The 22,641-nt window shown below is 52.5% G+C and carries 23 protein-coding genes; 8 read left to right on the top strand and 15 right to left on the bottom strand.

Features of this window, described 5'->3' with window-relative positions:
* Positions 1-68: 68 nt before the first annotated feature.
* Positions 69-1,106: an oxidoreductase gene (locus LDB27_RS01500; RefSeq protein ID WP_000172381.1), complete on the bottom strand. Its 1,038-nt coding sequence runs from the start codon at positions 1,104-1,106 to the stop codon at positions 69-71.
* Between the two features lie 466 nt (positions 1,107-1,572).
* Here LDB27_RS01500 and yhhY point away from each other — a divergent pair, with 466 nt between their 5' ends.
* From yhhY to LDB27_RS01475, 5 genes are all read left to right on the top strand, one after another.
* Entirely contained in the window at positions 1,573-2,061 is a 489-nt protein-coding gene (yhhY, locus tag LDB27_RS01495) for an N-acetyltransferase (RefSeq protein WP_001290279.1), read from the top strand.
* 264 nt (positions 2,062-2,325) lie between these two features.
* On the top strand, positions 2,326-3,540 hold the full coding sequence (locus LDB27_RS01490; RefSeq protein WP_000667447.1) for a PfkB family carbohydrate kinase: 1,215 nt from the start codon (positions 2,326-2,328) through the stop codon (positions 3,538-3,540).
* A 15-nt stretch (positions 3,541-3,555) separates the two neighbouring features.
* Positions 3,556-4,317 carry a glutamine amidotransferase gene (locus LDB27_RS01485; protein ID WP_001066509.1) on the top strand — a complete coding sequence of 254 codons (762 nt, stop codon included), beginning with the start codon at positions 3,556-3,558 and terminating at the stop codon, positions 4,315-4,317.
* Between the two features lie 53 nt (positions 4,318-4,370).
* On the top strand, positions 4,371-5,342 hold the full coding sequence (locus LDB27_RS01480) for a DMT family transporter (RefSeq protein WP_001038949.1): 972 nt from the start codon (positions 4,371-4,373) through the stop codon (positions 5,340-5,342).
* Positions 5,339-6,373, top strand: a complete 1,035-nt coding sequence (locus tag LDB27_RS01475; protein WP_000675709.1) for a phosphotriesterase — start codon at positions 5,339-5,341, stop codon at positions 6,371-6,373. The genes LDB27_RS01480 and LDB27_RS01475 overlap by 4 nt, the downstream gene beginning before the upstream one ends.
* 44 nt (positions 6,374-6,417) lie before the next feature.
* Here LDB27_RS01475 and ggt read toward each other — a convergent pair whose 3' ends face one another.
* Positions 6,418-8,160 (bottom strand): gamma-glutamyltransferase, encoded by a 1,743-nt coding sequence (ggt, locus tag LDB27_RS01470; RefSeq protein ID WP_000805103.1) that lies wholly within the window; start codon positions 8,158-8,160, stop codon positions 6,418-6,420.
* Between the two features lie 125 nt (positions 8,161-8,285).
* On the opposite strand from ggt, the gene LDB27_RS01465 reads away from it, so the two are divergent.
* Positions 8,286-8,702 (top strand): DUF2756 family protein, encoded by a 417-nt coding sequence (locus LDB27_RS01465; protein WP_000826042.1) that lies wholly within the window; start codon positions 8,286-8,288, stop codon positions 8,700-8,702.
* Positions 8,703-8,714: 12 nt separating this feature from the next.
* Here LDB27_RS01465 and ugpQ read toward each other — a convergent pair whose 3' ends face one another.
* The 11 genes from ugpQ to livK all read right to left on the bottom strand — a co-directional run bounded on the left by ugpQ (position 8,715) and on the right by livK (position 19,198).
* Positions 8,715-9,455 (bottom strand): glycerophosphodiester phosphodiesterase, encoded by a 741-nt coding sequence (gene ugpQ, locus LDB27_RS01460; RefSeq protein WP_000073548.1) that lies wholly within the window; start codon positions 9,453-9,455, stop codon positions 8,715-8,717.
* Complete coding sequence (locus LDB27_RS01455; RefSeq protein ID WP_225519912.1) at positions 9,452-10,522, bottom strand: sn-glycerol-3-phosphate import ATP-binding protein UgpC; 1,071 nt, start codon at positions 10,520-10,522, stop codon at positions 9,452-9,454. The genes ugpQ and LDB27_RS01455 overlap by 4 nt, the downstream gene beginning before the upstream one ends.
* Before the next feature lie 2 nt (positions 10,523-10,524).
* Positions 10,525-11,370 carry a sn-glycerol-3-phosphate ABC transporter permease UgpE gene (ugpE, locus tag LDB27_RS01450; protein ID WP_000572196.1) on the bottom strand — a complete coding sequence of 282 codons (846 nt, stop codon included), beginning with the start codon at positions 11,368-11,370 and terminating at the stop codon, positions 10,525-10,527.
* On the bottom strand, positions 11,367-12,254 hold the full coding sequence (gene ugpA / locus LDB27_RS01445) for a sn-glycerol-3-phosphate ABC transporter permease UgpA (RefSeq protein WP_000099303.1): 888 nt from the start codon (positions 12,252-12,254) through the stop codon (positions 11,367-11,369). Before ugpA ends, ugpE begins: the two co-directional genes overlap by 4 nt.
* Positions 12,255-12,358: 104 nt before the next feature.
* Positions 12,359-13,675, bottom strand: coding sequence for a sn-glycerol-3-phosphate ABC transporter substrate-binding protein UgpB (gene ugpB / locus LDB27_RS01440; RefSeq protein ID WP_000624747.1), 1,317 nt, complete (start codon positions 13,673-13,675; stop codon positions 12,359-12,361).
* Positions 13,676-13,907: 232 nt separating this feature from the next.
* Positions 13,908-14,186, bottom strand: a complete 279-nt coding sequence (locus tag LDB27_RS01435) for a hypothetical protein (protein ID WP_000621258.1) — start codon at positions 14,184-14,186, stop codon at positions 13,908-13,910.
* Positions 14,187-14,349: 163 nt separating this feature from the next.
* Complete coding sequence (gene livF / locus LDB27_RS01430; RefSeq protein WP_000416114.1) at positions 14,350-15,063, bottom strand: high-affinity branched-chain amino acid ABC transporter ATP-binding protein LivF; 714 nt, start codon at positions 15,061-15,063, stop codon at positions 14,350-14,352.
* A gap of 1 nt (position 15,064) precedes the next feature.
* Positions 15,065-15,832 carry a high-affinity branched-chain amino acid ABC transporter ATP-binding protein LivG gene (gene livG, locus LDB27_RS01425; protein ID WP_000082080.1) on the bottom strand — a complete coding sequence of 256 codons (768 nt, stop codon included), beginning with the start codon at positions 15,830-15,832 and terminating at the stop codon, positions 15,065-15,067.
* The gene (gene livM, locus LDB27_RS01420) at positions 15,829-17,106 is read right to left on the bottom strand and encodes a branched chain amino acid ABC transporter permease LivM (RefSeq protein ID WP_000803764.1); all 1,278 of its coding nucleotides are present in this window, start codon (positions 17,104-17,106) and stop codon (positions 15,829-15,831) included. Before livM ends, livG begins: the two co-directional genes overlap by 4 nt.
* Positions 17,103-18,029: a high-affinity branched-chain amino acid ABC transporter permease LivH gene (gene livH, locus LDB27_RS01415; protein WP_000003007.1), complete on the bottom strand. Its 927-nt coding sequence runs from the start codon at positions 18,027-18,029 to the stop codon at positions 17,103-17,105. Before livH ends, livM begins: the two co-directional genes overlap by 4 nt.
* Before the next feature lie 59 nt (positions 18,030-18,088).
* Positions 18,089-19,198: a high-affinity branched-chain amino acid ABC transporter substrate-binding protein LivK gene (livK, locus tag LDB27_RS01410; RefSeq protein ID WP_000822976.1), complete on the bottom strand. Its 1,110-nt coding sequence runs from the start codon at positions 19,196-19,198 to the stop codon at positions 18,089-18,091.
* Between the two features lie 421 nt (positions 19,199-19,619).
* Between livK and panM the strand changes: the two genes are divergently transcribed.
* Both panM and LDB27_RS01400 read left to right on the top strand, forming a co-directional pair.
* Entirely contained in the window at positions 19,620-20,003 is a 384-nt protein-coding gene (gene panM / locus LDB27_RS01405) for an aspartate 1-decarboxylase autocleavage activator PanM (RefSeq protein ID WP_000778873.1), read from the top strand.
* Positions 19,981-20,115 carry a hypothetical protein gene (locus LDB27_RS01400; RefSeq protein ID WP_001517957.1) on the top strand — a complete coding sequence of 45 codons (135 nt, stop codon included), beginning with the start codon at positions 19,981-19,983 and terminating at the stop codon, positions 20,113-20,115. Before panM ends, LDB27_RS01400 begins: the two co-directional genes overlap by 23 nt.
* 83 nt (positions 20,116-20,198) lie before the next feature.
* Here LDB27_RS01400 and livJ read toward each other — a convergent pair whose 3' ends face one another.
* Together livJ and rpoH are read right to left on the bottom strand one after the other, a co-directional pair.
* On the bottom strand, positions 20,199-21,302 hold the full coding sequence (gene livJ / locus LDB27_RS01395; RefSeq protein ID WP_001530031.1) for a branched chain amino acid ABC transporter substrate-binding protein LivJ: 1,104 nt from the start codon (positions 21,300-21,302) through the stop codon (positions 20,199-20,201).
* Between the two features lie 321 nt (positions 21,303-21,623).
* Complete coding sequence (rpoH, locus tag LDB27_RS01390; protein WP_000159623.1) at positions 21,624-22,478, bottom strand: RNA polymerase sigma factor RpoH; 855 nt, start codon at positions 22,476-22,478, stop codon at positions 21,624-21,626.
* Positions 22,479-22,641 lie beyond the last annotated feature (163 nt).

Here is a 22,641-nt window from a genome sequence, read left to right as displayed (position 1 = left end):
ATCATAGAGGGTGAAAATTGACTCCTCTGTTCAAAAAATATGAATAAGCGCAGAGGAGTCTGTAATGGCTATTTAGCGAGGGTTATCGTCGCAGGCGATGCCTGTTCGAAAGCACGTTCGAGGATTTCCAGATTGGTAAGAACTTCAGATTCCTTGACGTAATTAGGCATACCGACGGTCAACGTCTGGTACAGCGCATCATAAACACGACCATAGTCACCCGTTTCCGGTTTCACCTCTTCTTTCACCGTAACGCCGTCGTCATTGACATACTCCAGCACACCGACGGATTCGTCAGCGGCGAAACCGGGTTCACCGGGCATAATGTTCGCTTTCAGGCTGGTTTCTTGTTGATCGATACCGTACTTCACAAACGAACCTTTAGTCCCATGCACGATAAATTTCGGGTAATCAATTTTCACCAGATGGCTGGTTTTAACGATAGCCTTCAAATCGCCATAAAACAGTTGCGCTTCAAAGGTGTCATCCGGATTCGCTTTATTACGCAGGCTACGAATGTCATACGCGACATGATCCGGGCGGCCAAATAGCGAAATAATTTGATCCATGGTGTGGACGCCAAGTCCGTAGAAAGCGCCATCCTGCGGCAGGCCCGGTTTGGTTTCCGCCACGGGTCGGTAGTAGTCAAAATGGCTTTCAACTTCGACAATCTTGCCCAGTTTCCCGCTCTCAATCGCTTTTTTAGCCGTGAGAAAACAGGAATCAAAACGCCGATTCTGATATGGCGTGACGGTCAGTCCTTTGCTTCGCGCCAGGTCGAACAACACTTTTGCCTGCGCCAGCGTCGGCGTGAAAGGTTTCTCAACCAGCACATTTTTACCCGCTTCCAGCGCGCGTTTGGCGTATTCGAAATGGCTGTCAGCATGCGTACAGACGATCACCAGTTTTACCTGCGGATCGCCCAACACCTCATCCAGATCGCTGGTGAAGTGAATATGCGAATACTGCGGCGCCTGCTCTTCCGGTTTAGCGTGACGACGGAAAATATGCGCGACATGCCAGGCATCTTTCCGATTCAGAACGTAGGGGAGATGGTAACGGGTGGTACTTTTGCCGAATCCAATAAATGCGCAGTGTAAGGTCATGAGACGATCCTTTTGAAGATGATTGTCTACACCATAGCGCAAAGCGTGAAGAGACTGAATGTTGGATTCTTTGCCGGATGCGGCGTTGCCTTTTTGGGCCTACAAAAGCAGATGCCTCAAGATCGGCCGTCGGCGTCGCGGTCAGTTTGTTCACGGCAAGCGCGCAGGGCCCGGAGCGTACTAAATGTACGTGGGGAGCACGAGCACTTCCCGGGGACAAAATGACAAGTAAGCCAGGCTGAAACAAAACCCAAAAAAAAGCCAGCAAAAGCTGGCTAAAATAATACTGGAAGCAATGTGAGCAATGTCGTGCTTTCAGGTTCTCCGTAGGGGTTTCCCTGAACGCAAGGCAATAATAATCATTCTCATTCGCACTTGTCTACTTCTTTTTGCAAAAAAATGCGGTTGACGGAATTTTCTTTCTCAGCGAGTGTAAATACACAATTAACCCTGCAGGAGATAAGGAATGAGTGAAATAGTGATACGCCACGCTGAACCGAAAGATTACGACGCCATTCGTCAGATCCACGCCCAGCCGGAGGTGTACCACAACACGCTACAGGTTCCTCATCCTTCCCTCGAAATGTGGCAGGCGCGGCTAACCGAGCAAGCCGGGGTTAAACAACTGGTTGCCTGCATTGACGATATTGTCGTTGGCCATCTTTCTATTCAGGTCACCCAACGTCCCCGCCGCAGCCACGTGGCCGATTTTGGTATCTGCGTGGATGCCCGGTGGCACAATCGCGGTATTGCCAGCGCGCTGATCCGCACGATGATCGACATGTGCGACAACTGGCTGCGCGTCGAGCGTATTGAGTTAACGGTGTTTGTTGATAACGAGCCCGCCGTGGCGGTGTATAAGAAGTACGGCTTTGAAATCGAAGGCACCGGTAAGAAATACGGCCTGCGCAACGGTGAGTACGTTGATGCGTACTTTATGGCGCGCGTGAAATAGCGCTTCCCCGCCCCACCCTGTGGGGCGAAACGTCACAAACCTTCACAATATTCCAGTTATTGCAACCTACTTCCCCTATATCAAAACAATAACCATCTGAATTTCATGGTTATTGCCGCTTTAAGCTTTATCACCGTTTTTTCCGTAATTTTAGCAATATTAATATTACATTTTTGTTTTTTTTTGGTTTCTGCCATCACTTTATGGTGACAATCACAACAATATACTTCTCCCGGGACTAATTTAACCACGGTGAGGTAAAAAATGAAATTTGAACGCCATCATAGAATATTGAAGGAACTCAGTATTTCGGGAGTTGTAAAAGTTTCAAATCTGGCGAAAAGTCTCAAGGTAACAAAGGAAACTATTCGTTCAGATCTCAATGAACTTGCCGGACAGGGATATCTTACTCGCTGTCATGGTGGTGCATTTATTACCCTTGATTCTCTTGATAACGTCGCAAAAAATGAAATTGCTTATGTGCTGGAAAAATATGAATCAGCGCAGAAAAATAAAAAAGGTCTCTCTGCCATGAAAAATAATGTATGTGTTATTGGCTCGTTCAATGTTGATATTATCAGTTATCTACCGAGATTACCCTCAACGGGAGAATCATTGCTGGCCGATAAATTTATTTTTTCACCCGGCGGTAAGGGATGTAATCAGGCATTAGCAGCAAGCTATGCCGACTCTGATGTGCATTTTATTACTAAAGTCGGCTCAGACCATTTTAGTGATTACGCCATTAATTTTATAAACTCATCAAAAATCCATAAAAGTGTTATCTACCAGACCAAAGAAACACAAACAGGTACAGCAACCATCATGGTGAATGGAGATACCGGAGATAACGTCATCGCTATCTACCCTGGCGCCAACATGACAATTTCCCCTGATGAAATCACCATTCAGAAAGAAGCCATTATTCATTCAGATATTGTTCTTGTCCAACTGGAGACGAATTACGAAGCGCTGCAGCAAACAATTCGTCTCGCACAAAAAAATGACATACCGGTCATCATCAATCCAGCGCCATACAATGACATGGTTAACACCATCATTGATAACATTGACTATATTACGCCAAATGAAACGGAAGCAGGCCTGCTGGCCAATATGGCGGTTAATGATATCGAATCAGCCAAATGCGCGGCCAAAATTATTCATCAGAAAGGCGTCAAAAATACCATTATTACATTAGGTAGCAAAGGTTCGCTTGCTTATGATGGCACACAATTCATCTATTCCCCGGCATTTCCGGCAGTTGTAAAAAATACGGCGGGAGCGGGTGACGCTTTCAATGGCGCCCTCGCATCTGGTCTTGCAAAAGGAAAGTCACTGGCATCCGCATTGTGCTACGCCAGCGCATTTGCCTCACTTGCGGTTGAAACGCCTAATGCCTCTGATATGCCGGAAAACGACTCCGTTCTTCATCGTATTCAGGGTTCACATTACAAACAAACTATCTCTACTCACTAAATCAAGGAGCAGACTATGAACAATACGCAGAAAAAACTAAAGGTGCTCTTTATTGGAGAATCCTGGCATATTCATATGATTCATTCAAAAGGTTATGACAGTTTCACCTCCAGTAAATATGAAGAAGGCGCTACATGGTTACTGGAATGCTTGAGGAAAGGCGGCGTTGATATTGATTACATGCCTGCCCACACGGTACAAATTGCCTTTCCAGAGAGTATTGACGAATTAAATCGTTACGATGTGATTGTTATTAGCGACATTGGTAGTAATACCTTCCTGTTGCAAAACGAGACATTTTATCAGCTAAAAATAAAACCAAACGCTCTGGAGTCCATTAAAGAGTACGTCAAAAATGGCGGTGGACTACTCATGATTGGCGGCTATCTGTCGTTCATGGGTATTGAGGCAAAAGCCAATTATAAGAACACCGTTCTTGCTGAGGTTCTGCCAGTTATTATGCTTGATGGCGATGACCGGGTAGAAAAGCCAGAGGGTATTTGTGCTGAGGCTGTCTCACCTGAACATCCTGTTGTTAACGGATTCTCAGATTATCCGGTATTTCTTGGATATAACCAGGCCGTCGCCAGAGACGATGCCGATGTCGTATTAACAATAAATAATGACCCATTGTTAGTGTTCGGTGAATACCAACAGGGTAAAACCGCCTGCTTTATGAGTGACTGCTCCCCACACTGGGGAACCCAGCAGTTTATGTCATGGCCGTTTTATACCGACCTGTGGGTCAACACGCTTCAATTCATCGCCAGAAAATAAAAAACAATGGAGTAACGAAAGTTACTCCTTTTATAAAATATAAGGATTGATGTATGAACAAGAATAAGTACTCAACCCCCTTACTGATGCTTGCCACCATCTTAGCCGGTATGCTTTCCCCGATGCAGTCTGCCGTTAATGGGCAGTTAGGACATTGGTTACAAGACGGTAATGCTTGCGCAGTAATCTCGTTTGCCAGCGGTCTGGTCGTCATGTTTTTTATTATTATTGCGCGCAAAGAAACACGCCAGCAATTCGCCTCAATCCCTACTCTGATTAAAAAGAGAAAAATCCCGCTATGGAATTGGTTTGCAGGATTATGCGGGGCGATGGTCGTATTTTCTGAAGGCGCATCCGCCAGCGCACTGGGCGTTGCCACCTTTCAAACGGCATTAATTTCCGCCCTGCTCCTTTCCGGCCTGCTGTGCGACCGTTTTGGCATCGGTGTGGAGGAGAAGAAATATTTTACGCCATGGCGCATTACTGGCGCATTGTTCGCCGTTATCGCCACCATTTTTGTCGTGTCGCCACAGTGGCACTCAACCTCGTTTATCCTGCTCGCTATCCTCCCCTTTTTGGCAGGGTTACTCGCTGGCTGGCAGCCTGCAGGGAATGCGAAAGTCGCCGAGGCAACGGGCTCCATGCTGGTGTCCATTACATGGAACTTCATCGTCGGCTTTTGTGTCCTGGGCGCGGCGCTGGCGATACGTATCGCATTAGGCCATGTCACCATCCAGTTACCCGATACATGGTGGATGTATCTCGGTGGTCCGCTGGGTCTGCTGTCCATCGGGCTAATGGCGATTCTGGTGAGAGGCTTAGGGCTATTGATGCTGGGCGTAGCGTCAACAGCAGGCCAACTGCTTGGCTCAGTGCTAATTGATGAATTGATCCCTTCATTAGGCAATACGGTCTACCTGGTCACCATCATCGGTACGCTGTTCGCGTTAGTCGGTGCGATTGTGACCACCATCCCTGAATACAGAGCATCCAAAATGGCGCAAAGAATGGAGGTGTCAGAATGAAAGGTTTCCTGCAAACCGTAACAGGCCCGGTGGCGCATACGGATATGGGGCTGACGCTACCGCATGAACATCTGTTTAACGATCTGTCTTCGGTCGTAGACGAGCCACATTATGCTTTTTCACAGCAACTGGTGGGAAAGAAAGTCAGTGCTGACCTGCAGTGGGGGCTGAAACACGACCCATACTGCTGCGCCGATAACATGGACCGCAAAGAGATTGATGATGTTATCTTCGAAATCAATAACTTTATGTCTTTGGGCGGCAGGACGATTGTCGACGCCACCGGATCAGAATCCATTGGACGGGACGCCTCAGCGCTGCGAGAAGTTGCCTTAAAAACGGGTTTGAATATCGTTGCGTCATCCGGACCTTATCTGGAGAAATTTGAAAGCACCCGGATCCATAAACCTGTTGAGCTGTTAGCCTCACTCATTGATAAAGAACTGAATCAGGGTATTGGCGAGACGGATATTCGCGCGGGCATGATCGGTGAAATCGGCGTATCTCCCGCGTTTACCCAAGCGGAGCGTAACAGCCTGCGGGCAGCGTCTCTGGCACAATGTAACAACCCCCACACGGCGATGAATATCCATATGCCAGGGTGGCTGCGACTGGGTGATGAGGTGCTGGATATCGTGCTGGAAGAAATGAACGTCTCTCCGGCAAAAGTCTCGCTGGCGCATTCGGACCCTTCAGGAAAAGATGTCGTCTATCAACGTAAAATGCTCGACCGTGGCGTATGGCTTGAATTTGACATGATTGGTCTGGACATCACCTTCCCAAAAGAAGGTGTCGCGCCGGGCGTTCAGGAGACCGCAGATGCAGTAGCGAATCTGATTGCACTGGGTTACGCCGACCAAATCGTTTTAAGCCATGATGTTTTTCTCAAACAGATGTGGGCGAAAAATGGCGGAAATGGCTGGGGGTTTGTCCCGAATGTCTTCCTCGCCTATCTGGCTGCTCGCGGAGTAGACAAGGATACTCTGCGCAAGCTTTGTATTGATAATCCAGCCCGATTACTCACGGCATAATCTGCAAATAGCCCGGTGTCTGACACCGGGCCTGGAATTAAAAATCAGTATCCCGCCGTTAAATCATCCACCGAACGCGGGTCAGACGCACCGTACAGTTCGCCATCCGGGCCAACCATAATACTTTGGGTACTGCCCATCGCTTCTTTCAGCGCGACTTTCTGCCCTTTCTGTTCCAGCAACTTTAGCGTATCGGGGCTGAAGCCCTTTTCTACCCGCAGTTCGTCCGGCAACCATTGATGATGGAAACGCGGCGCGTTGGTCGCTTCGGCGACGTTCATGCCGAAATCAATGCTGTTCACTACCATTTGCAGCACGGTAGTGATGATTCGACTCCCACCAGGACTGCCGGTCACCAGCCAGGTTTTGCCATCTTTAACGACGATAGTCGGCGACATCGACGACAGCGGACGCTTCTTCGGACCGACCGCGTTAGCATCGCCGCCCACCAGGCCATAAACATTAGGTACACCGGGTTTAGCAGAAAAATCATCCATTTGATTATTCAGCAGAATACCGGTATTTCCCGCCACAATTCCTGTGCCGAAGGTGGTGTTCAGGGTATAGGTCACCGCCACAGCATTGCCGTCTTTATCCACCACCGAGAAGTGGGTGGTCTGGTTGCTTTCATACGGGGCGAGCTTGCCCGGTTTGATCTGACTGGAAGGTTTTGCCTTATTAATATCAATTTGATCGGCCAACGTTTTTGCATAGGCTTTGTGGGTCAGCGCCTGCCACGGCACTTTCACAAAGTCCGGATCGCCCAGATACTCTGAGCGGTCAGCGTAGGCATATTTTTCCGCTTCCGCCATGATTTGCATGGCATCGGCGCTGCCAAAGCCGTACTTCTTCATGTCGAAATTTTCAAGGATATTGAGAATTTGCACGATGTGAATACCGCCCGAGGATGGCGGCGGCATGGAGAAGACCTGATACCCGCGATAGTCACCGCTGATTGGCGTACGCTCAACGGCTTTATAGCTGGCTAAATCCTCTTTGGTCATCAGACCGCCGTTCTTGTGCATTTCCCCGGCAATCTGGTCAGCAATCGCCCCTTTATAAAACGCATCCGGGCCGTTTTCGGCAATCATTTCCAGGCTTTTCGCCAGATTCTTCTGGACCAGCTTATCGCCTTTTTTCAGCGGCTCGCTGTCTTTCCAGAAAATGGCTTTGCTGTTCTCATGGTTGGGGATCACTTCGCTGCCGTAAGTTTTTAAGTCGTCGGCCAGCGCATCGTTAACCACAAAACCCTCTTCCGCCAGCTTCATCGCCGGACGCACCACTTTATTCAGCGGCATCGTGCCGTATTTCTCCAGCGCCAGCGAGAACCCCGCCACGGTACCCGGCGTACCGGATGCCAGATGCGACGTCAGCGACTTTTTCGCATCGGCGTTACCCTGCTCGTCGAGGAACATATCACGGGTCGCGCCAGCAGGCGCCATTTCACGAAAATCAATCGCCGTGGTAGCGCCATCTTTAGTGCGCAGCAGCATAAAACCCCCGCCGCCCAGATTCCCGGCTTGCGGATGCGTCACAGCCAGCGCATAGCCCACGGCGACGGCGGCATCCACGGCATTACCGCCCTGCTTTAAGATATCCACGCCAACCTGCGTCGCCATTGCATCCACCGAGGCCACCATCCCTTGCGTCGCCCGCACAGGATGAAAGACATCTTCTTCAACACCATAGGAGACTGGCGGCGCGACGGGAGGATTGGCCACCGCGCTAAACGTCCCCCCGGCCAGCAGAGCGGCGATCGCCACCCAGCGCATAAACGTTGGTTTCATCGTTGTTTTTCTCCAGATGAATGGGTGTATGTCCCGTTTAATCCTGGTCCACAACGCTTAAAAAATCATCATCATGGCGAAATAGAGGTACACTTAAAAAGAGGCCTCATCGGGAGGAGACGACAATGAAACGCTTACTACTTATTACGGCTTTGTTACCCTTTGCTGTATTGGCCCAGCCAATTAACACTATGAATAATCCTAATCAGCCAGGTTATCAGATCCCCAGCCAGCAGCGTATGCAGACGCAGATGCAAACGCAGCAGATTCAGCAGCAGGGTATGTTGAAACAACAGATGCAAACGCAGGCGCGCAGCCAGCAGCAAAATCTACAGTCGCAGTTGAATGCCAATACGCAGCGGGTTCAGCAGGGACAGCCGGGCAACGGTATGCTCGGTCAGCAAACGCTGCCCAATACGCAGGGCGGAATGCTCAGCGGCAGCGGAAATCCGGACCGGATGCTAAACCATTCCCAGCCAATGTTGCAGCAGGGCAGCGGGACGCCGCAACCTGACATCCCGCTGAAAACCATCAGCCCTTAAAACTGACGGCCCTTAAAACTGAAAGTGAGGGCCGATGTCATCAATGCGATCGGTGCAGATACAATCCACGCCCCAGCGCAGCAGCTCTGCCGCCCGCTGGGGCTGATTGACGGTATACACCAGAATCCGCAGACCCGCGGCCTTAATCTCTTGCACTCGCGTCTCATCGAGTAATTTATGGTTGAGATGGAGGGAAACACAGCCCAGACGGGTCGTCAGTTCACGCCAGTCTTCACGCCATTTATCCAGCAGTAACCCGCGCGGCAGTTCAGGTGCTGCCGCCTGCGCCGCCTCCAGCGCCTCTATCTCAAAGGAAGAAAGCAGCGGCGGTGTCATCCCGGCCCACAGTTCGCGGGCGGCCAACGCCACGACGCGTCCTGTTAGCCTTCCGCTCCCCGTTGTCGGTTTTATCTCAATATTCGCCATCATGCCGTGTTTACGGCAGCGCTCCGCCACCTGCGAAAGCAACGGCAGCGGCTCGCCTTTAAATTCGCCGCTAAACCAACCGCCAGCGTCCACACGCAATAAATCCTGCCAGTTCAACTCGCCCGCCACACCCCAACCGTTGCTGGTGCGCTCCAGGTTATCGTCATGCAGCAGGAAAATTTCGCCGTCTTTCGACAGCTTGGCATCAAACTCAATCATGGTGTGCCCGTATCGCGCGCCCACGTCAATCGCCGCCAGAGTGTTTTCCGGCGCCAGTTTACCGCCGCCGCGATGGGCGACAATGTGGGGATAAGGCCAGTTACTCATACACGTTGTCCTGTTTCGCCATCAAAAATATGTCGCTGATGTTCCGGCAGATGCAGCCATAGCGTACTGCCCGCTGCCGGGCGCTGCTGATGCGCCAACCGCACCACCAGTTTCTGATCGCCCCAGCACCCATGCGCCAGATTATCCGCGCCCAGAATCTCCAGCGTGTCTACCGTTAACGGCACGCCGCCTTCCGCCTGCGAGCTTAACGCAATATGCTCCGGGCGGATACCCAGCGTCATTTTACGTCCGGCATGACCCCGATAGCCCGCACCTATCGGCAACGCCAGACCGCCAGGCAATTCGAAACGGTCGCCGGAAGCGCTGATAACGCCGTCCAACAGGTTCATCGCCGGGCTGCCGATAAAGCTCGCCACGAAGCGACTGGCCGGTTTTTCATACACCTCTACCGGCGTGCCAATCTGTTCTGCGACGCCTTTATTCATCACCATCACCCGCTGGGCCAGCGTCATCGCCTCTACCTGATCGTGAGTAACATAGAGCGAGGTGGTACGAAGACGACGATGCAGATGTTGTAACTCCAGACGCATCTGCACGCGCAGCTTGGCGTCGAGGTTAGAGAGCGGTTCGTCGAATAAGAAGACTGCCGGCTCGCGGACGATCGCGCGCCCCATTGCCACGCGCTGCCGTTGACCGCCGGAAAGCTCGCGTGGACGGCGTTTAAGCAGGCCGTCCAGCTCCAGAATGCGCGCCGCCTCCCGCACGCGTTCTTCAATATGCGCTTTGCTCATACCGCGAATTTTTAGTCCCCACGCCATGTTCTCCTCTACGCTCATATGGGGATAGAGAGCATAGTTCTGAAATACCATCGCGATGCCGCGATCTTTGGGCTCCATCTCGGTGACCCGTTTGCGATCAATCCAGATATCGCCGCCGGTCACGCGTTCCAGACCGGCCACCATCCGCAACAACGTTGATTTGCCGCAGCCGGACGGCCCGACCATCACGATAAATTCGCCATCCGCCACGTCCAGCGTTAACGGTTGAATGACCTGGGTTTTGCCGTCCCAGCTTTTGGTTACTGCCTGTAGTTTTAAACCAGCCATTTTTATTTCTCACTGTCCACTAAACCACGCACAAACGCCCGTTGCATGGCTAACACAATTACGACCGGAGGGATAAGGGTGAGCAGCATTGCCGCCATCACCTGGTTCCATTGCGTGGTACCTTCGCCGGTAGCGATCATCCCTTTGATACCCGCTACGGCAGTGCCAAGATTCACGTCGGTGATAATCAACAGCGGCCACAGATACTGGTTCCAGCCGTAGATAAAGGTGATGACGAATAACGCCGCCAGGTTGGTTTTTGACAGCGGCAACACGATGTCGCGGAAAAAGCGCATCGGCGACGCGCCGTCAATACGGGCCGCCTCCACCAGTTCATCCGGAAGCGTCATGAAGAACTGACGAAACAGGAAAGTGGCGGTAGCGGACGCCATCAGCGGTAGCGTCAGACCAGCATAGCTGTCGAGCATTTTCAGGTTGGCGATCACTTCCACCGTCGGGAAGATACGTACTTCAACCGGTAGCATCAGGGTGATAAAAATCATCCAGAAGAACAGGTTACGCAGGGGAAAACGAAACCAGACGATGGCGAATGCGGAAAGCATAGATACCGTGATTTTGCCTACCGTAATGCTGAACGCCATAATGAAACTGTTAAGCATCATCAGCCAGAATGGCGCGCTATTAACACCGACGCCGTTGACCCAAATAGTTTTGATATTCTCCAGTAACTGCGTGCCGGGAAGCAGCGTCATCGGCGTCTCAAACACCGCGCGGTCGTCCAGCGTCGCCGCGACAAACGCGACATACAGAGGAAACAAAATGACCGCGATCCCCAGAATCAGCATGGTATGGCTGAATATTGTCAGCCCGCGACGATTCTCTATCATTGGTAACGCACCTTACTTTCCACATAGCGGAACTGCACCACCGTCAGAATGATGACGAGGAACATCAACACCACCGACTGCGCGGCGGACGCCGAGAGATCCAGACCGGTAAACCCTTCGCGATAAATCTTATAAATCAGCGTCGTGGTGGCTTGTACCGGCCCGCCGGCGGTCGCGGCGTCGATCACCGGGAAGGTGTCGAAAAAGGCATACACCAGGTTGACCACCAGCAGGAAGAAACTGACCGGCGCAATAAGCGGCAAAGAAAGCCGGAAGAAACGACGAATCGGCCCGGCGCCGTCAATGGCCGCCGCTTCCACCAGCGAGCGGGGAATAGATTGCAGCGCGGCAAAGAAGAATAAAAAGTTGTAACTAATCTGCTTCCAGACTGACGCAAATACCACCAGGAACATCGCCTGACCGCTGTTTTGCGCGTGGTTCCAGTCATAGCCGAATTCGCCGAGGAAATGGGTGATTAATCCCCGCCCCGGGTTAAACAGGAAAATCCACAATACGGCGGCGACGGCGGGCGCGACGGCATAAGGCAGCAGCATCAGCGTCTGATAAAAACGGCTGCCGCGCACCACGTAATCCACCAGGGCGGCGAAAAACAACGAGACCAGCAGGCCGCTAAACGTGACCAGCGCGCTGAATTTAATCGTAGTCCAGAAGGCGTCGAGATAATAACTGTCGTGAAAAAGCGCGACGAAATTCTCCAGCCCGACAAATTGGCTGGAAAAACCAAACGGATCGACGCTTTGCAGCGAATACCACAGCGCTTCGCCCGCAGGCCAGATAAAGAAAATAACGGTGATAACCAACTGCGGGGCAACCAGTAAATACGGCAGCCAGCGCGAGCGGAACACCGGACGGGATGATGACATGAAGGTTCTTTTCCTGGAAGGTGTCGGATGGCGGTGCAAGCACCTTATCCGGCCTACAAACGCTGTAGGCCTGATAAGCGCAGCGCCATCAGGCACTTATACACTTAAGATTTGCTCGCTTTCTCAAAACGACGCAGTAACTGATTCCCGCGATCCACCGCGGTATCCAACGCCTGTTGTGGGGTTTTCTTCCCGGTCCAGACGCTTTCCAGCTCTTCGTCCACGATAGTACGAATCTGCGGCATATTGCCCAGACGCAAGCCTTTGGTGAAGGGTAACGGCGGCTTATTCAACATCTGGCGAGTGGCGATATCCGCACCGGGGTTTTTATCGTAATAACCCTGCTCGCGGGTCAGCTCGTAGGCGGCGGTGGTAATCGGCAGGTAGCCAGTTTTTTGATGCCATTCAGCAGCGTTTTCCGGTTTTGCCAGGAAGTCGAGGAATTTGGCGACGCCGGTATAGGTTTCTTTATCTTTACCCTGCATGACCCATAGGCTGGCTCCGCCGATAATGGCGTTTTGCGGCGCGCCCTTGATATCAGCGTCGTACGGCATCATACCCACGCCATAGTTAAATTTGGCATACTGGCGGATATTGGCGAGCGAACCGGAGGACGCGGTTGTCATCGCGCAGTCACCGTTATAAAACTTCTCGGTAGACTCGTCCTTACGCCCAACATAGCTAAAATCGCCTTTTTTATTCATCTCTTCCAGCAGCGCGATATGTTTCACCTGCTCTGGCTTATTAAACTCCAGCACCGCATCTGTACCGTCAAATCCATTGTTTTTACTGGCGAAGGGGAGACCGTTCCAGGCGCTGAAGTTTTCCAGTTGGATCCAGCCTTGCCAGCCGCTGGCGTAACCGCATTTCATGCCTGCCGCTCTCAGTTTCGCGGTATAGTCAGCCAGCTCCTGCCAGGTTTTCGGCGGCTGTTCCGGATCTAAACCGGCTTTCTTAAAGGCGTCTTTGTTGTAGTACAGTACCGGCGTGGAGCTGTTAAAGGGCTGGGAGAGCAGATGCCCGCTTTTAGCATCGGTGTAGTAGCCTGCAACGGTTGGTACAAACTGGGACTCGTCAAAGTTAATACCGGCGTCTTTAAACACTTCATAAACCGGCTTAATGGCTTTCGAGGCCATCATGGTCGCCGTCCCAACCTCATAAACCTGCAATATTGCCGGCGCGTTGCCGGTACGGAATGCCGCGATCCCGGCGCTCAGGTTCTGTTCATAGTTCCCCTTATAGACCGGAACGATTTTGTAATCCGGATTGGCCTGGTTGAAACGTTGCGCCAGTGAATCAACTTCTTTGCCTAACTCCCCTTCCATTGAATGCCAGAATGGAATAGTGGTGACGGCCAACGCCTGACCCGTAAATGCCAGACTCAGCGCCAGTCCTAAAGCTGTATGTCGTAACGATATCATCGGTTATCTCTCTTTTTGTGCCGGGATGCGCGATATCACGCGTTTTATGTTCGCGGGGGTAACATGACATGCTCGAATGACAGAAAAATAACTTTTTTATTACAAAAAAAAGATAGTAAGGCGACAGAGAGATGGCAAGGCAGTGAAAGCGCCGGAAAAGAAAAGTGGGAGCTACGGCACGTCTGACAGCGTAATGCCGACCAGACATGCGTTATTTGGCTGGCGTCAGCAGTTAATCACGATGAGAATACTTTTTGTACTGATTTTGTAAGCGCCGCTGATCTCGCCGCTCGCGTTCACGCTGAATGTCGGATTTTTCATCCTCCCACGTTGCACAATCCGGATGATGACGCACTTCGCAGGTCGTTGCGGCCAGTGGATTAGGCGTTGCGGTTTCTTCTTGCCAGATAGCAGGATCGCGGGGATCAAAATCGTTTGAGGTTAAGGCGTTAACACTGAACGAAGCCGCGAACAACAGCGTTCCCATTATGCAGGCGCCTGAACGTATCATCCTTGCTCCTTCTTCGGTGGTTATAGTTGATAACTATTCTCAACTATAACATATTGGTACGAAAAATGTTCTACTGATTTGCCGAATGGCGAGTAATCCGCCAGGTCCGGTAAGCGGTAGCGCCACCGGGCGCGTTTGCCAGATGGCAGCTGTAAACTGCGCCTTATCCGCCCAGATAGGCGCTGCGCACCGCTTCGTTCGCCAGCAGTGCATCACCGGTATCGGATAGCACCACGTGGCCGTTTTCCAGCACATAACCGCGGTCGGCGAGCTTCAGCGCCTGGTTAGCGTTTTGCTCGACAAGGAAGATGGTCATACCCTGCTCGCGCAACTGCTCAATGGTGTCGAAGATCTGCTGGATGATGATCGGCGCCAGCCCCAGCGACGGTTCATCCAGCAGCAATAGCCTCGGCTGGCTCATCAGCGCGCGGCCAATCGCCAGCATCTGCTGTTCGCCGCCGGACATGGTGCCCGCTCGCTGGATACGGCGTTCATGCAGGCGCGGAAACAGCTCGTACACCCATTTGATACGCTCCTGAAACCGATCGCGCTCGGCAAAAAAACCGCCCATCGCCAGGTTCTCTTCCACCGTCATCCGCGAGAAGACGCGCCGCCCTTCCGGTACTATCGCCACCGCTTCACGCATGATTTTCGCCGTCTGCCAGTCGGTGATGTCTTTACCGTCAAACACCACCCGTCCGCTGGAGGCGCGCGGATCGCCGCACAAGGTGCCAAGCAGCGTCGTTTTCCCCGCGCCGTTAGCGCCAATCAGGGTAACGATTTCCCCCTGGTTGATGTGCAGACTGACGTCGTGCAGCGCCTGAATCTTGCCGTAGTGGGCGCTGACTTTTTCAAACGTTAACATCGTTTTTTCCATCTTATGCCTCACCCAGATAAGCGCGGATGACGTCCGGGTTGTTGCGGATCTCTTCCGGCGTGCCGTTCGCCAGCGGCGTGCCCTGGTTCACCACGTAAATGCGATCGGAAATGCCCATCACCAGCTTCATATCGTGTTCAATCAGCAGGATCGTGGTGTTGTGATGGTTACGTAGTTCGGCAATCAGCTCATCCAGCTCTTTGGTCTCTTTCGGGTTAAGACCAGCCGCCGGTTCGTCGAGCATCAGAATTTCTGGCTGCGTCACCATGCAGCGGGCAATCTCCAGCCGGCGCTGGTCGCCGTAGGCCAGATTACTGGCCTGGCGGTTGGCATGTTCCAGCAGGCCAATACGCTCAAGCCAGGTCGCCGCGCGGTCCAGCGCTTCGCTTTGCGCGCGGCGGAAAGCGGGCGTTTTCAACAGGCCGGAAAAGAGGCCCGTTTTCAGTTGCTGGTGCTGCGCCACCAGCAGGTTTTCAATCACCGTCATTTCGCGAAACAGGCGCACATGCTGGAAAGTGCGTACCACGCCCATGCGGGCGATCTGCTGGCCCGGCAACCCTTCCAGATGCCGCTCGCGCAACATGATCGTACCGCCTGTCGGCTTATAGAAACCGGTCAGGCAGTTAAACACCGTCGTTTTACCCGCGCCGTTAGGGCCAATCAGCGACACAATTTCCCGCTCACGCAATTCCAGTGATACATTGTTGACCGCCAACAAACCGCCAAAGCGCATCATCAGGCCGTTAACCGCTAATAATGGCTGACTCATGCCTGCTCTCCTTTCGCCTGACCACTTTTCAGCTTCAACTGCGGACGCGTCATCGGCAGCAATCCCTGCGGGCGCCAGATCATCATCAACACCATCAAACCACCGAGCATCAACATGCTGTATTCGTTGAAGTCGCGCATCAACTCGCGCGACACCACCAGCAGAACCGCCGCCAGGATCACCGCAAACTGCGAGCCCATTCCGCCCAGCACCACAATCGCCAGCACGAAGGCGGATTCGGCGAAGGTGAAAGATTCCGGGCTGACAAAGCCCTGGCGGGCGGCAAACAACGTCCCGGCGAAACCGGCAAACGCGGCGCTGATAGTAAAAGCGGTCAGCTTGATACGCGTCGGGCTTAAACCTAATGAGCGACAGGCGATCTCATCTTCACGCAACGCTTCCCACGCCCGGCCCAGCGGCATACGCAGCAGGCGGTTAATGACAAACAGCGACAGGACCACCAGCAACAGGGCCACCAGATAGAGGAAAATGACCCGGTCGGATGGGTCGTACTTCACGCCAAAGAAATTGCTGAAGGTATCCCAGCCGCCTTCGCGGGTGTTGCGGCTAAACTCCAGACCAAACAGCGTCGGTTTGGGGATCTGACTGATGCCGTTCGGGCCGCCGGTAATTTCAGTGTTGTTGAGCAGCAGGATACGGACGATTTCGCCGAAGCCGAGCGTCACAATCGCCAGATAGTCGCCGCGCAGACGCAGTACCGGGAAGCCGAGCAGGAAACCGGCGGCGGCGGAGACCAGTCCCGCCAGCGGCAGGCAGGTCCAGAAACCCAAACCATAATAGTGGTTGAGCAGCGCAAAGGTATAAGCGCCGATGGCGTAAAAGCCGCCGTAGCCCAATACCAGCAGGCCGGACAGCCCCACCACCACGTTCAGCCCCAGACCGAGGATGATATAAATCATGGTCATAGTGGCGATATCCACGCTACCGCGCGACACCATAAACGGCCACGCCACGGCGATAACCAGCAGCGCCATCAGAAACAGCTTTTGCTTAACGGTAGAGCCATCGATCGCCGGCAGAATAAACTTCGGTCCGGAGACGTGCTTCACCGCTTTCTGGAACATCGGACGCAGCAACTGAAAGAAAAAAACCACTGCCGTACCGATAAAGATCCACTGCCAGCGGATGTCGGCGGCGGTATCCACCACCAGTTTGGTGCCGTCCAGCTCCAGTTGTACGCCCATGAAGACGCCAGCCAGAACGAAGAACATCGCCGCAGAGAATAGCGCCATCGCAATATGCATCGGTTTCATACTTTCTCTACCTCCGGACGCCCCAGGATACCGGTCGGCATCACCAGCAGTACCAGAATCAGCAGAGCGAACGATACGACATCTTTATATTCGGTACTTAAATATGCAGACGAGAGCGCTTCGGCGACGCCCAAAATCAGACCGCCGATCATCGCGCCCGGAATGCTGCCAATACCGCCCAGCACCGCCGCGGTGAACGCTTTCATCCCGGCCATAAAACCGATGTAGGGGTTAATCACGCCGTAAAATTGCCCAAGCAGCACACCCGCCACCGCCGCCATTGCCGCGCCGATAACAAACGTTAGCGCAATGACGCGGTCGGTATTAATGCCGAGCAGGCTGGCCATTTTCAGATCCTCCGCGCAGGCGCGGCAGGCGCGGCCCATCCGGGAGTAGCGAATGAAAATGGTGAGCGCCAGCATAGCCAGAAAGGTGACTATCCAGATAACCGCCTGCATGGTGGTGATGGACGCGGAAAAGTTTTCGCTGCTGCCCACAATCCACTGGCCGTTAAACAGGCTGGGTAACGCCACGTCGCGCGAACCTTCCGTCAGGCTGACGTAGTTTTGCAGAAAGATAGACATCCCGATGGCGGAAATCAGGGCGATCAGGCGCTTGGAGTTGCGCACAGGCCGGTAAGCGACTCGCTCGATACTCCAGCCGTAGGCGCTGGCAATAATAATCGCGCCGATAAATCCGGCGGCCACCAGGAGCCAACTGGTGTCTATTCCCATCATCATTAGCGCGGCGATGATCATAAAAGAGACGTAGCTGCCGATCATATACACCTCGCCATGAGCGAAGTTGATCATGCCGATAATGCCGTACACCATCGTATAACCGATAGCAATCAGCGCGTAGGTGCTCCCCAGCGTGACGCCATTAAACATCTGCTGCAAGAAATAGAGAAACTGCTCGGACATAAGGTAACCTTTTTAAACCCGCCCGGCGTGCGGGCGGTGGGATAACTTATCTTCTGGCATTACTTCGCGACGGTTGACGAGCCGTCGGCGTGCCACTGGAAGACGCCAAATTCAAATCCCTTAAGATCGCCTTTTTCATCCCATTTCAGCGGCCCAATAACGGTATCAGCCCCGTTAGCTTTAAGATCTTTCACCAGATCCAGCGGAGCATGGCTGGCGCTACGCGTCATTGCGGTCGCCAGCGACTGGACGGCGGCGTAGGTGATCCAGACATACGGACCGCTGGGATCTTTCTTGTCGGCTTTCAGCGCCTCGACAATCGCTTTATTCGCCGGGTCCTGGTCATAACGTTTTGGCATCGTCACCAACATGCCTTCCGCCGCACCGCCCGCAATATTGGACAGCGACGCGTTACCCACGCCTTCCGGCCCCATAAATTGCGTTTTCAGGCCATTAGCCCGCGCCTGGCGCAGCATCTGCCCCATTTCCGGGTAGTAGCCGCCGTAATACACAAAGTCGATATTCTCTTTTTGCAAGCGAGCAATCAGGGCGGAGAAATCTTTTTCACCGGCGGTAATACCATCAAAAAAGACAATATTGGCATTGCCCTGCTTCAGACCATCCTGCACGGAGCGCGCCAGTCCTTCGCCGTATTGCTGTTTATCGTGAATGATAGCGATGCGCTGCGGTTTCACCGTTTCCAGGATATATTTCGCGGCTGTTGGCCCCTGGGAGGAGTCCAGGCCGGCGGTACGCATAATGTACTGATAGCCGCGCTGGGTCAGCTCCGGGTTAGTCGCCCCCGGGGAGATCATCAGAATACCTTCATCTTCATAGATATCGGATGCTGGCTGAGTAGAAGAAGAACACAAGTGACCAATAACGTACTGAATACCGTCGTTAACGATTTTGTTGGCCACCGCCACCGCCTGTTTTGGATCGCAGGCATCATCGTACTCTACGCCGACCAGCTTATCGCCTTTAATACCGCCTTTAGCGTTGATGTCTTTAATGGCCTGGCGCGCGCCGTTAAATTCCATATCGCCCCATTGCGCTACCGGGCCGGACATCGCCCCGACTATGGCGACTTTAATATCATCTGCCATTGCCCCCTGCGAGACTGCTAATGCAACAATCCCTGCGATTATTGTTTTCGCTTTCCGTTTCATGTGCCTGTATCCCCATTCGTGATGTTATATGTTTTGTTTTTTGCTGGTTAAAAAGCAGACTGTACTTTTTATAAATGGTGCGCTTTTTACTGACTCATTAATGAGTTAGCGCAGCATTTAAAGCATAATAAGATTAAAATCTCTATTTTTCAGTCTATTAAGAAAAGATAATATTCTGCTTTTCGCTATAGATAAACAAAAAAAAGCATGCTTGTCAGCATAAAATAACGGCATATTAAGCGGAATAATTCACTAGCATTCAGGGAATTATGCTGCCTGTTTTCCATTCTCTAATGCTTCAAACTGTAATTATCGTTGTTAAAAAATTAATAACCTGGTAAATGACACAAAAAAGAGAAAGCATCTGGCCTGCCTGTTTCGGTACACTGATCGCATCTTTTGAAATCGGGACAAGCCGTCGATGAAGCTGACTATCCTTCGTTTAGAACACTTTAGCGCTCAGGATCAGATCGATCTGGGCAAAATCTGGCCGGAATATTCCGCCTCCTCATTAAGCGTAGATGAAACGCACCGGATTTATGCCGCGCGGTTTAACGAGCGTTTGTTGGGCGCCGTAAGAGTGACGCTGAGCGGAACGCAGGGCGCGCTGGATTCCTTACGCGTGCGTGAAATCACCCGTCGTCGCGGCGTCGGGCAATACCTGGTAGAAGAAGTCATCCGCGATAATCCCAACGTCTCGTCGTGGTGGATGGCGGATGTCGGTGTTGAAGACCGCAGCGTGATGGCCGCGTTTATGCAAGCGTTAGGTTTTACCGCCCAGCATGACGGCTGGGAGAAGCGCTAAAAGAAAGCCGGATGGCGCTGACGCTTATCCGGCCTACATGCCGGGAGAAAAGATAAAAACCACCTCGCAATTTTCCAAGAATTTCGCGTTGCAGGCAGGCGGCAAGTTATGAAATCCCCGGGAGCTTACATAAGTAAGTGACCGGGGTTGAATAACGTAGCCAACGCACCTGCAGCGCGAAAGGCGCCAGGAAAATTACTTAGCGTCTGTCGCCGTACCGTTCGCATGCCAGTCAAATACGCCGAACTCAAATCCTTTCAGATCGCCTTTCTCATCCCACGACAGCGGTCCCATTACGGTGTCGACCGTGGCGCCTTTCAGGTATTTGGCAATTTCCGCCGGATCGTCAGACTGGTTCAGGCCCGCCTGTAAGGATTGCAGCGCGGCGTAGGTGGTCCACACGAATGCGCCGCTAGGATCTTGTTTCTTGGCTTTGATGGCATCCACAATCGGTTTGTTCGTCGGCACCTGATCGTAGTTCTTCGGTTTGGTGACCAGTAAGCCTTCCGCTGACTCTCCGGCGATGTTAGACAGCGAGACGTTCGCCACCCCTTCCGGCCCCATAAACTGGGTTTTCAGCCCTGCGGCGCGAGACTGGCGCAGGATCTGCCCCATTTCCGGGTGATAACCGCCGTAGTAGACAAAGTCGATATTCTCTTTTTTCAGACGCGCTACCAGAGTGGAGAAATCTTTTTCGCCGGCGGTGATGCCGTCAAAGAATACGACGTTAACGCCGCCTTTCTTCAGACCGTCCTGCACCGCGCGCGCCAGCCCTTCGCCGTACTGCTGCTTATCGTGGATAATCGCGATGCGCTGCGGTTTTACCTTCTCCAGAATATACTTTGCCGCCGTTGGCCCCTGGTCAGAGTCCAGACCGGTGGTACGCAAAATCAGGTTATAGCCGCGTGCGGTCAGCTCCGGCGCGGTCGCCGCCGGGGTTATCATCAGGATGCCTTCGTCTTCGTAGATATCAGACGCTGGCTGTGTGGAAGAGGAGCATAAGTGACCGATAACATACTTGATGCCGTCGTTCACCACTTTGTTAGCGACAGCTACCGCCTGTTTCGGGTCACAGGCGTCGTCATATTTCACCGCGACGAGCTTATCGCCTTTAATACCGCCTTTCGCATTGATATCGGCAATTGCCTGTTCCGCACCGGTAAACTCCTGATCGCCATACTGCGCTACCGGACCGGACATCGCGCCGACAACCGCGACTTTAATGTCCTCGGCGAATGCCATATGGCTTAATGACAGGGCGATACATCCTGCCAATAACGTTTTACCCTTCATATTCATCCTGATAATCCCCATTATTCTGGTTGTTACGTGTGTTGTGGTGTTATTGTTCAGCACTTTATTTCGATTATTGGCTAGCTACTCGTGCTTTAGCAGCATACTCTGCTAAAACATACCCGATTTTTATTATTTTGGAATAGCTAAATTTACATCCAGATAACAGATTTGTGTCGGTGGGGGAGAGGAAGGGCCCGTAGGCCCGATAAGCGAAGCGCCATCGGGCAAACGTGTTGCCGGATGGCAGCGTAAACGCCTTATCCGGCCTACAAAAAACAAAACCCCCGAATTCACATTCGAGGGTTCATTGGCAATTCGCGAAGATTACGCTTCGATCGCAGCGCGAAGCTTTTTCATGGCGTTCTTTTCAAGCTGGCGCACACGCTCAGCGGAGACGCCGTAACGATCGGCCAGCTCCTGCAGCGTAGACTTAGTGTCTTCGTCCAGCCAGCGAGCGCGGATAATATCCTGGCTACGCTCGTCGAGCCCCTGCATCGCGTCGGTCAGTCGGTTGGCGGCCTGCTCTTCCCAGTTATCGTCTTCAATGCCGTCGGCAAAGTTAGACGATTTATCCTGCAGATACAGCACCGGCGCCATTGGCTGGCTGTCGGACTCATCGTCCGAAGACATGTCAAACGTCATGTCCTGCGCCGCCATACGCGACTCCATCTCACGCACGTCTTTACTGGAAACACCCAGTTCGCGCGCCACCATTTCAACCTCATCCTGATTAAACCAGCCCAGACGCTGCTTGGTTTTACGCAGATTAAAGAACAGCTTACGCTGCGCTTTCGTGGTTGCGACTTTAACGATACGCCAGTTACGCAGCACGTATTCGTGAATTTCTGCTTTAATCCAGTGTACGGCGAAGGAGACCAGGCGCACGCCTACTTCCGGGTTGAAACGACGTACGGCTTTCATCAGGCCGATGTTGCCTTCCTGGATCAAATCCGCCTGCGGCAGACCATAGCCCGCATAGTTACGAGCAATATGAACAACAAAGCGCAGGTGAGACAGGATCAGCGTTTTAGCTGCTTCCAGATCGCCCTGGTAATGCAGCCTTTCAGCCAATGCCCGCTCCTCGTCAGCCGATAACATCGGCCACGCGTTCGCCGCCCGGATATAAGATTCCAGGTTGCCAACAGGGGCTAAAGCTAAATTTTGCATTTCTTTGGTCATTCAAATCCTCTCAATCAGTATTGCCTGGCACCGTCAGCGAGCAACAACCGTGCCAAAGCCGATGAGCAACGAGAATATCACCCACTCTTTTATCAGACAGTGATTTTATCCACAAGTTCAATGTAACACTGTGCATAATTTGCACAAATCTTGTGACATAAAG

This window comes from Salmonella sp. JXY0409-18, from assembly GCF_020268625.1.
Lineage (GTDB): Bacteria > Pseudomonadota > Gammaproteobacteria > Enterobacterales > Enterobacteriaceae > Salmonella > Salmonella enterica.
This window is presented reverse-complemented; position numbering and strand designations above follow the sequence as displayed.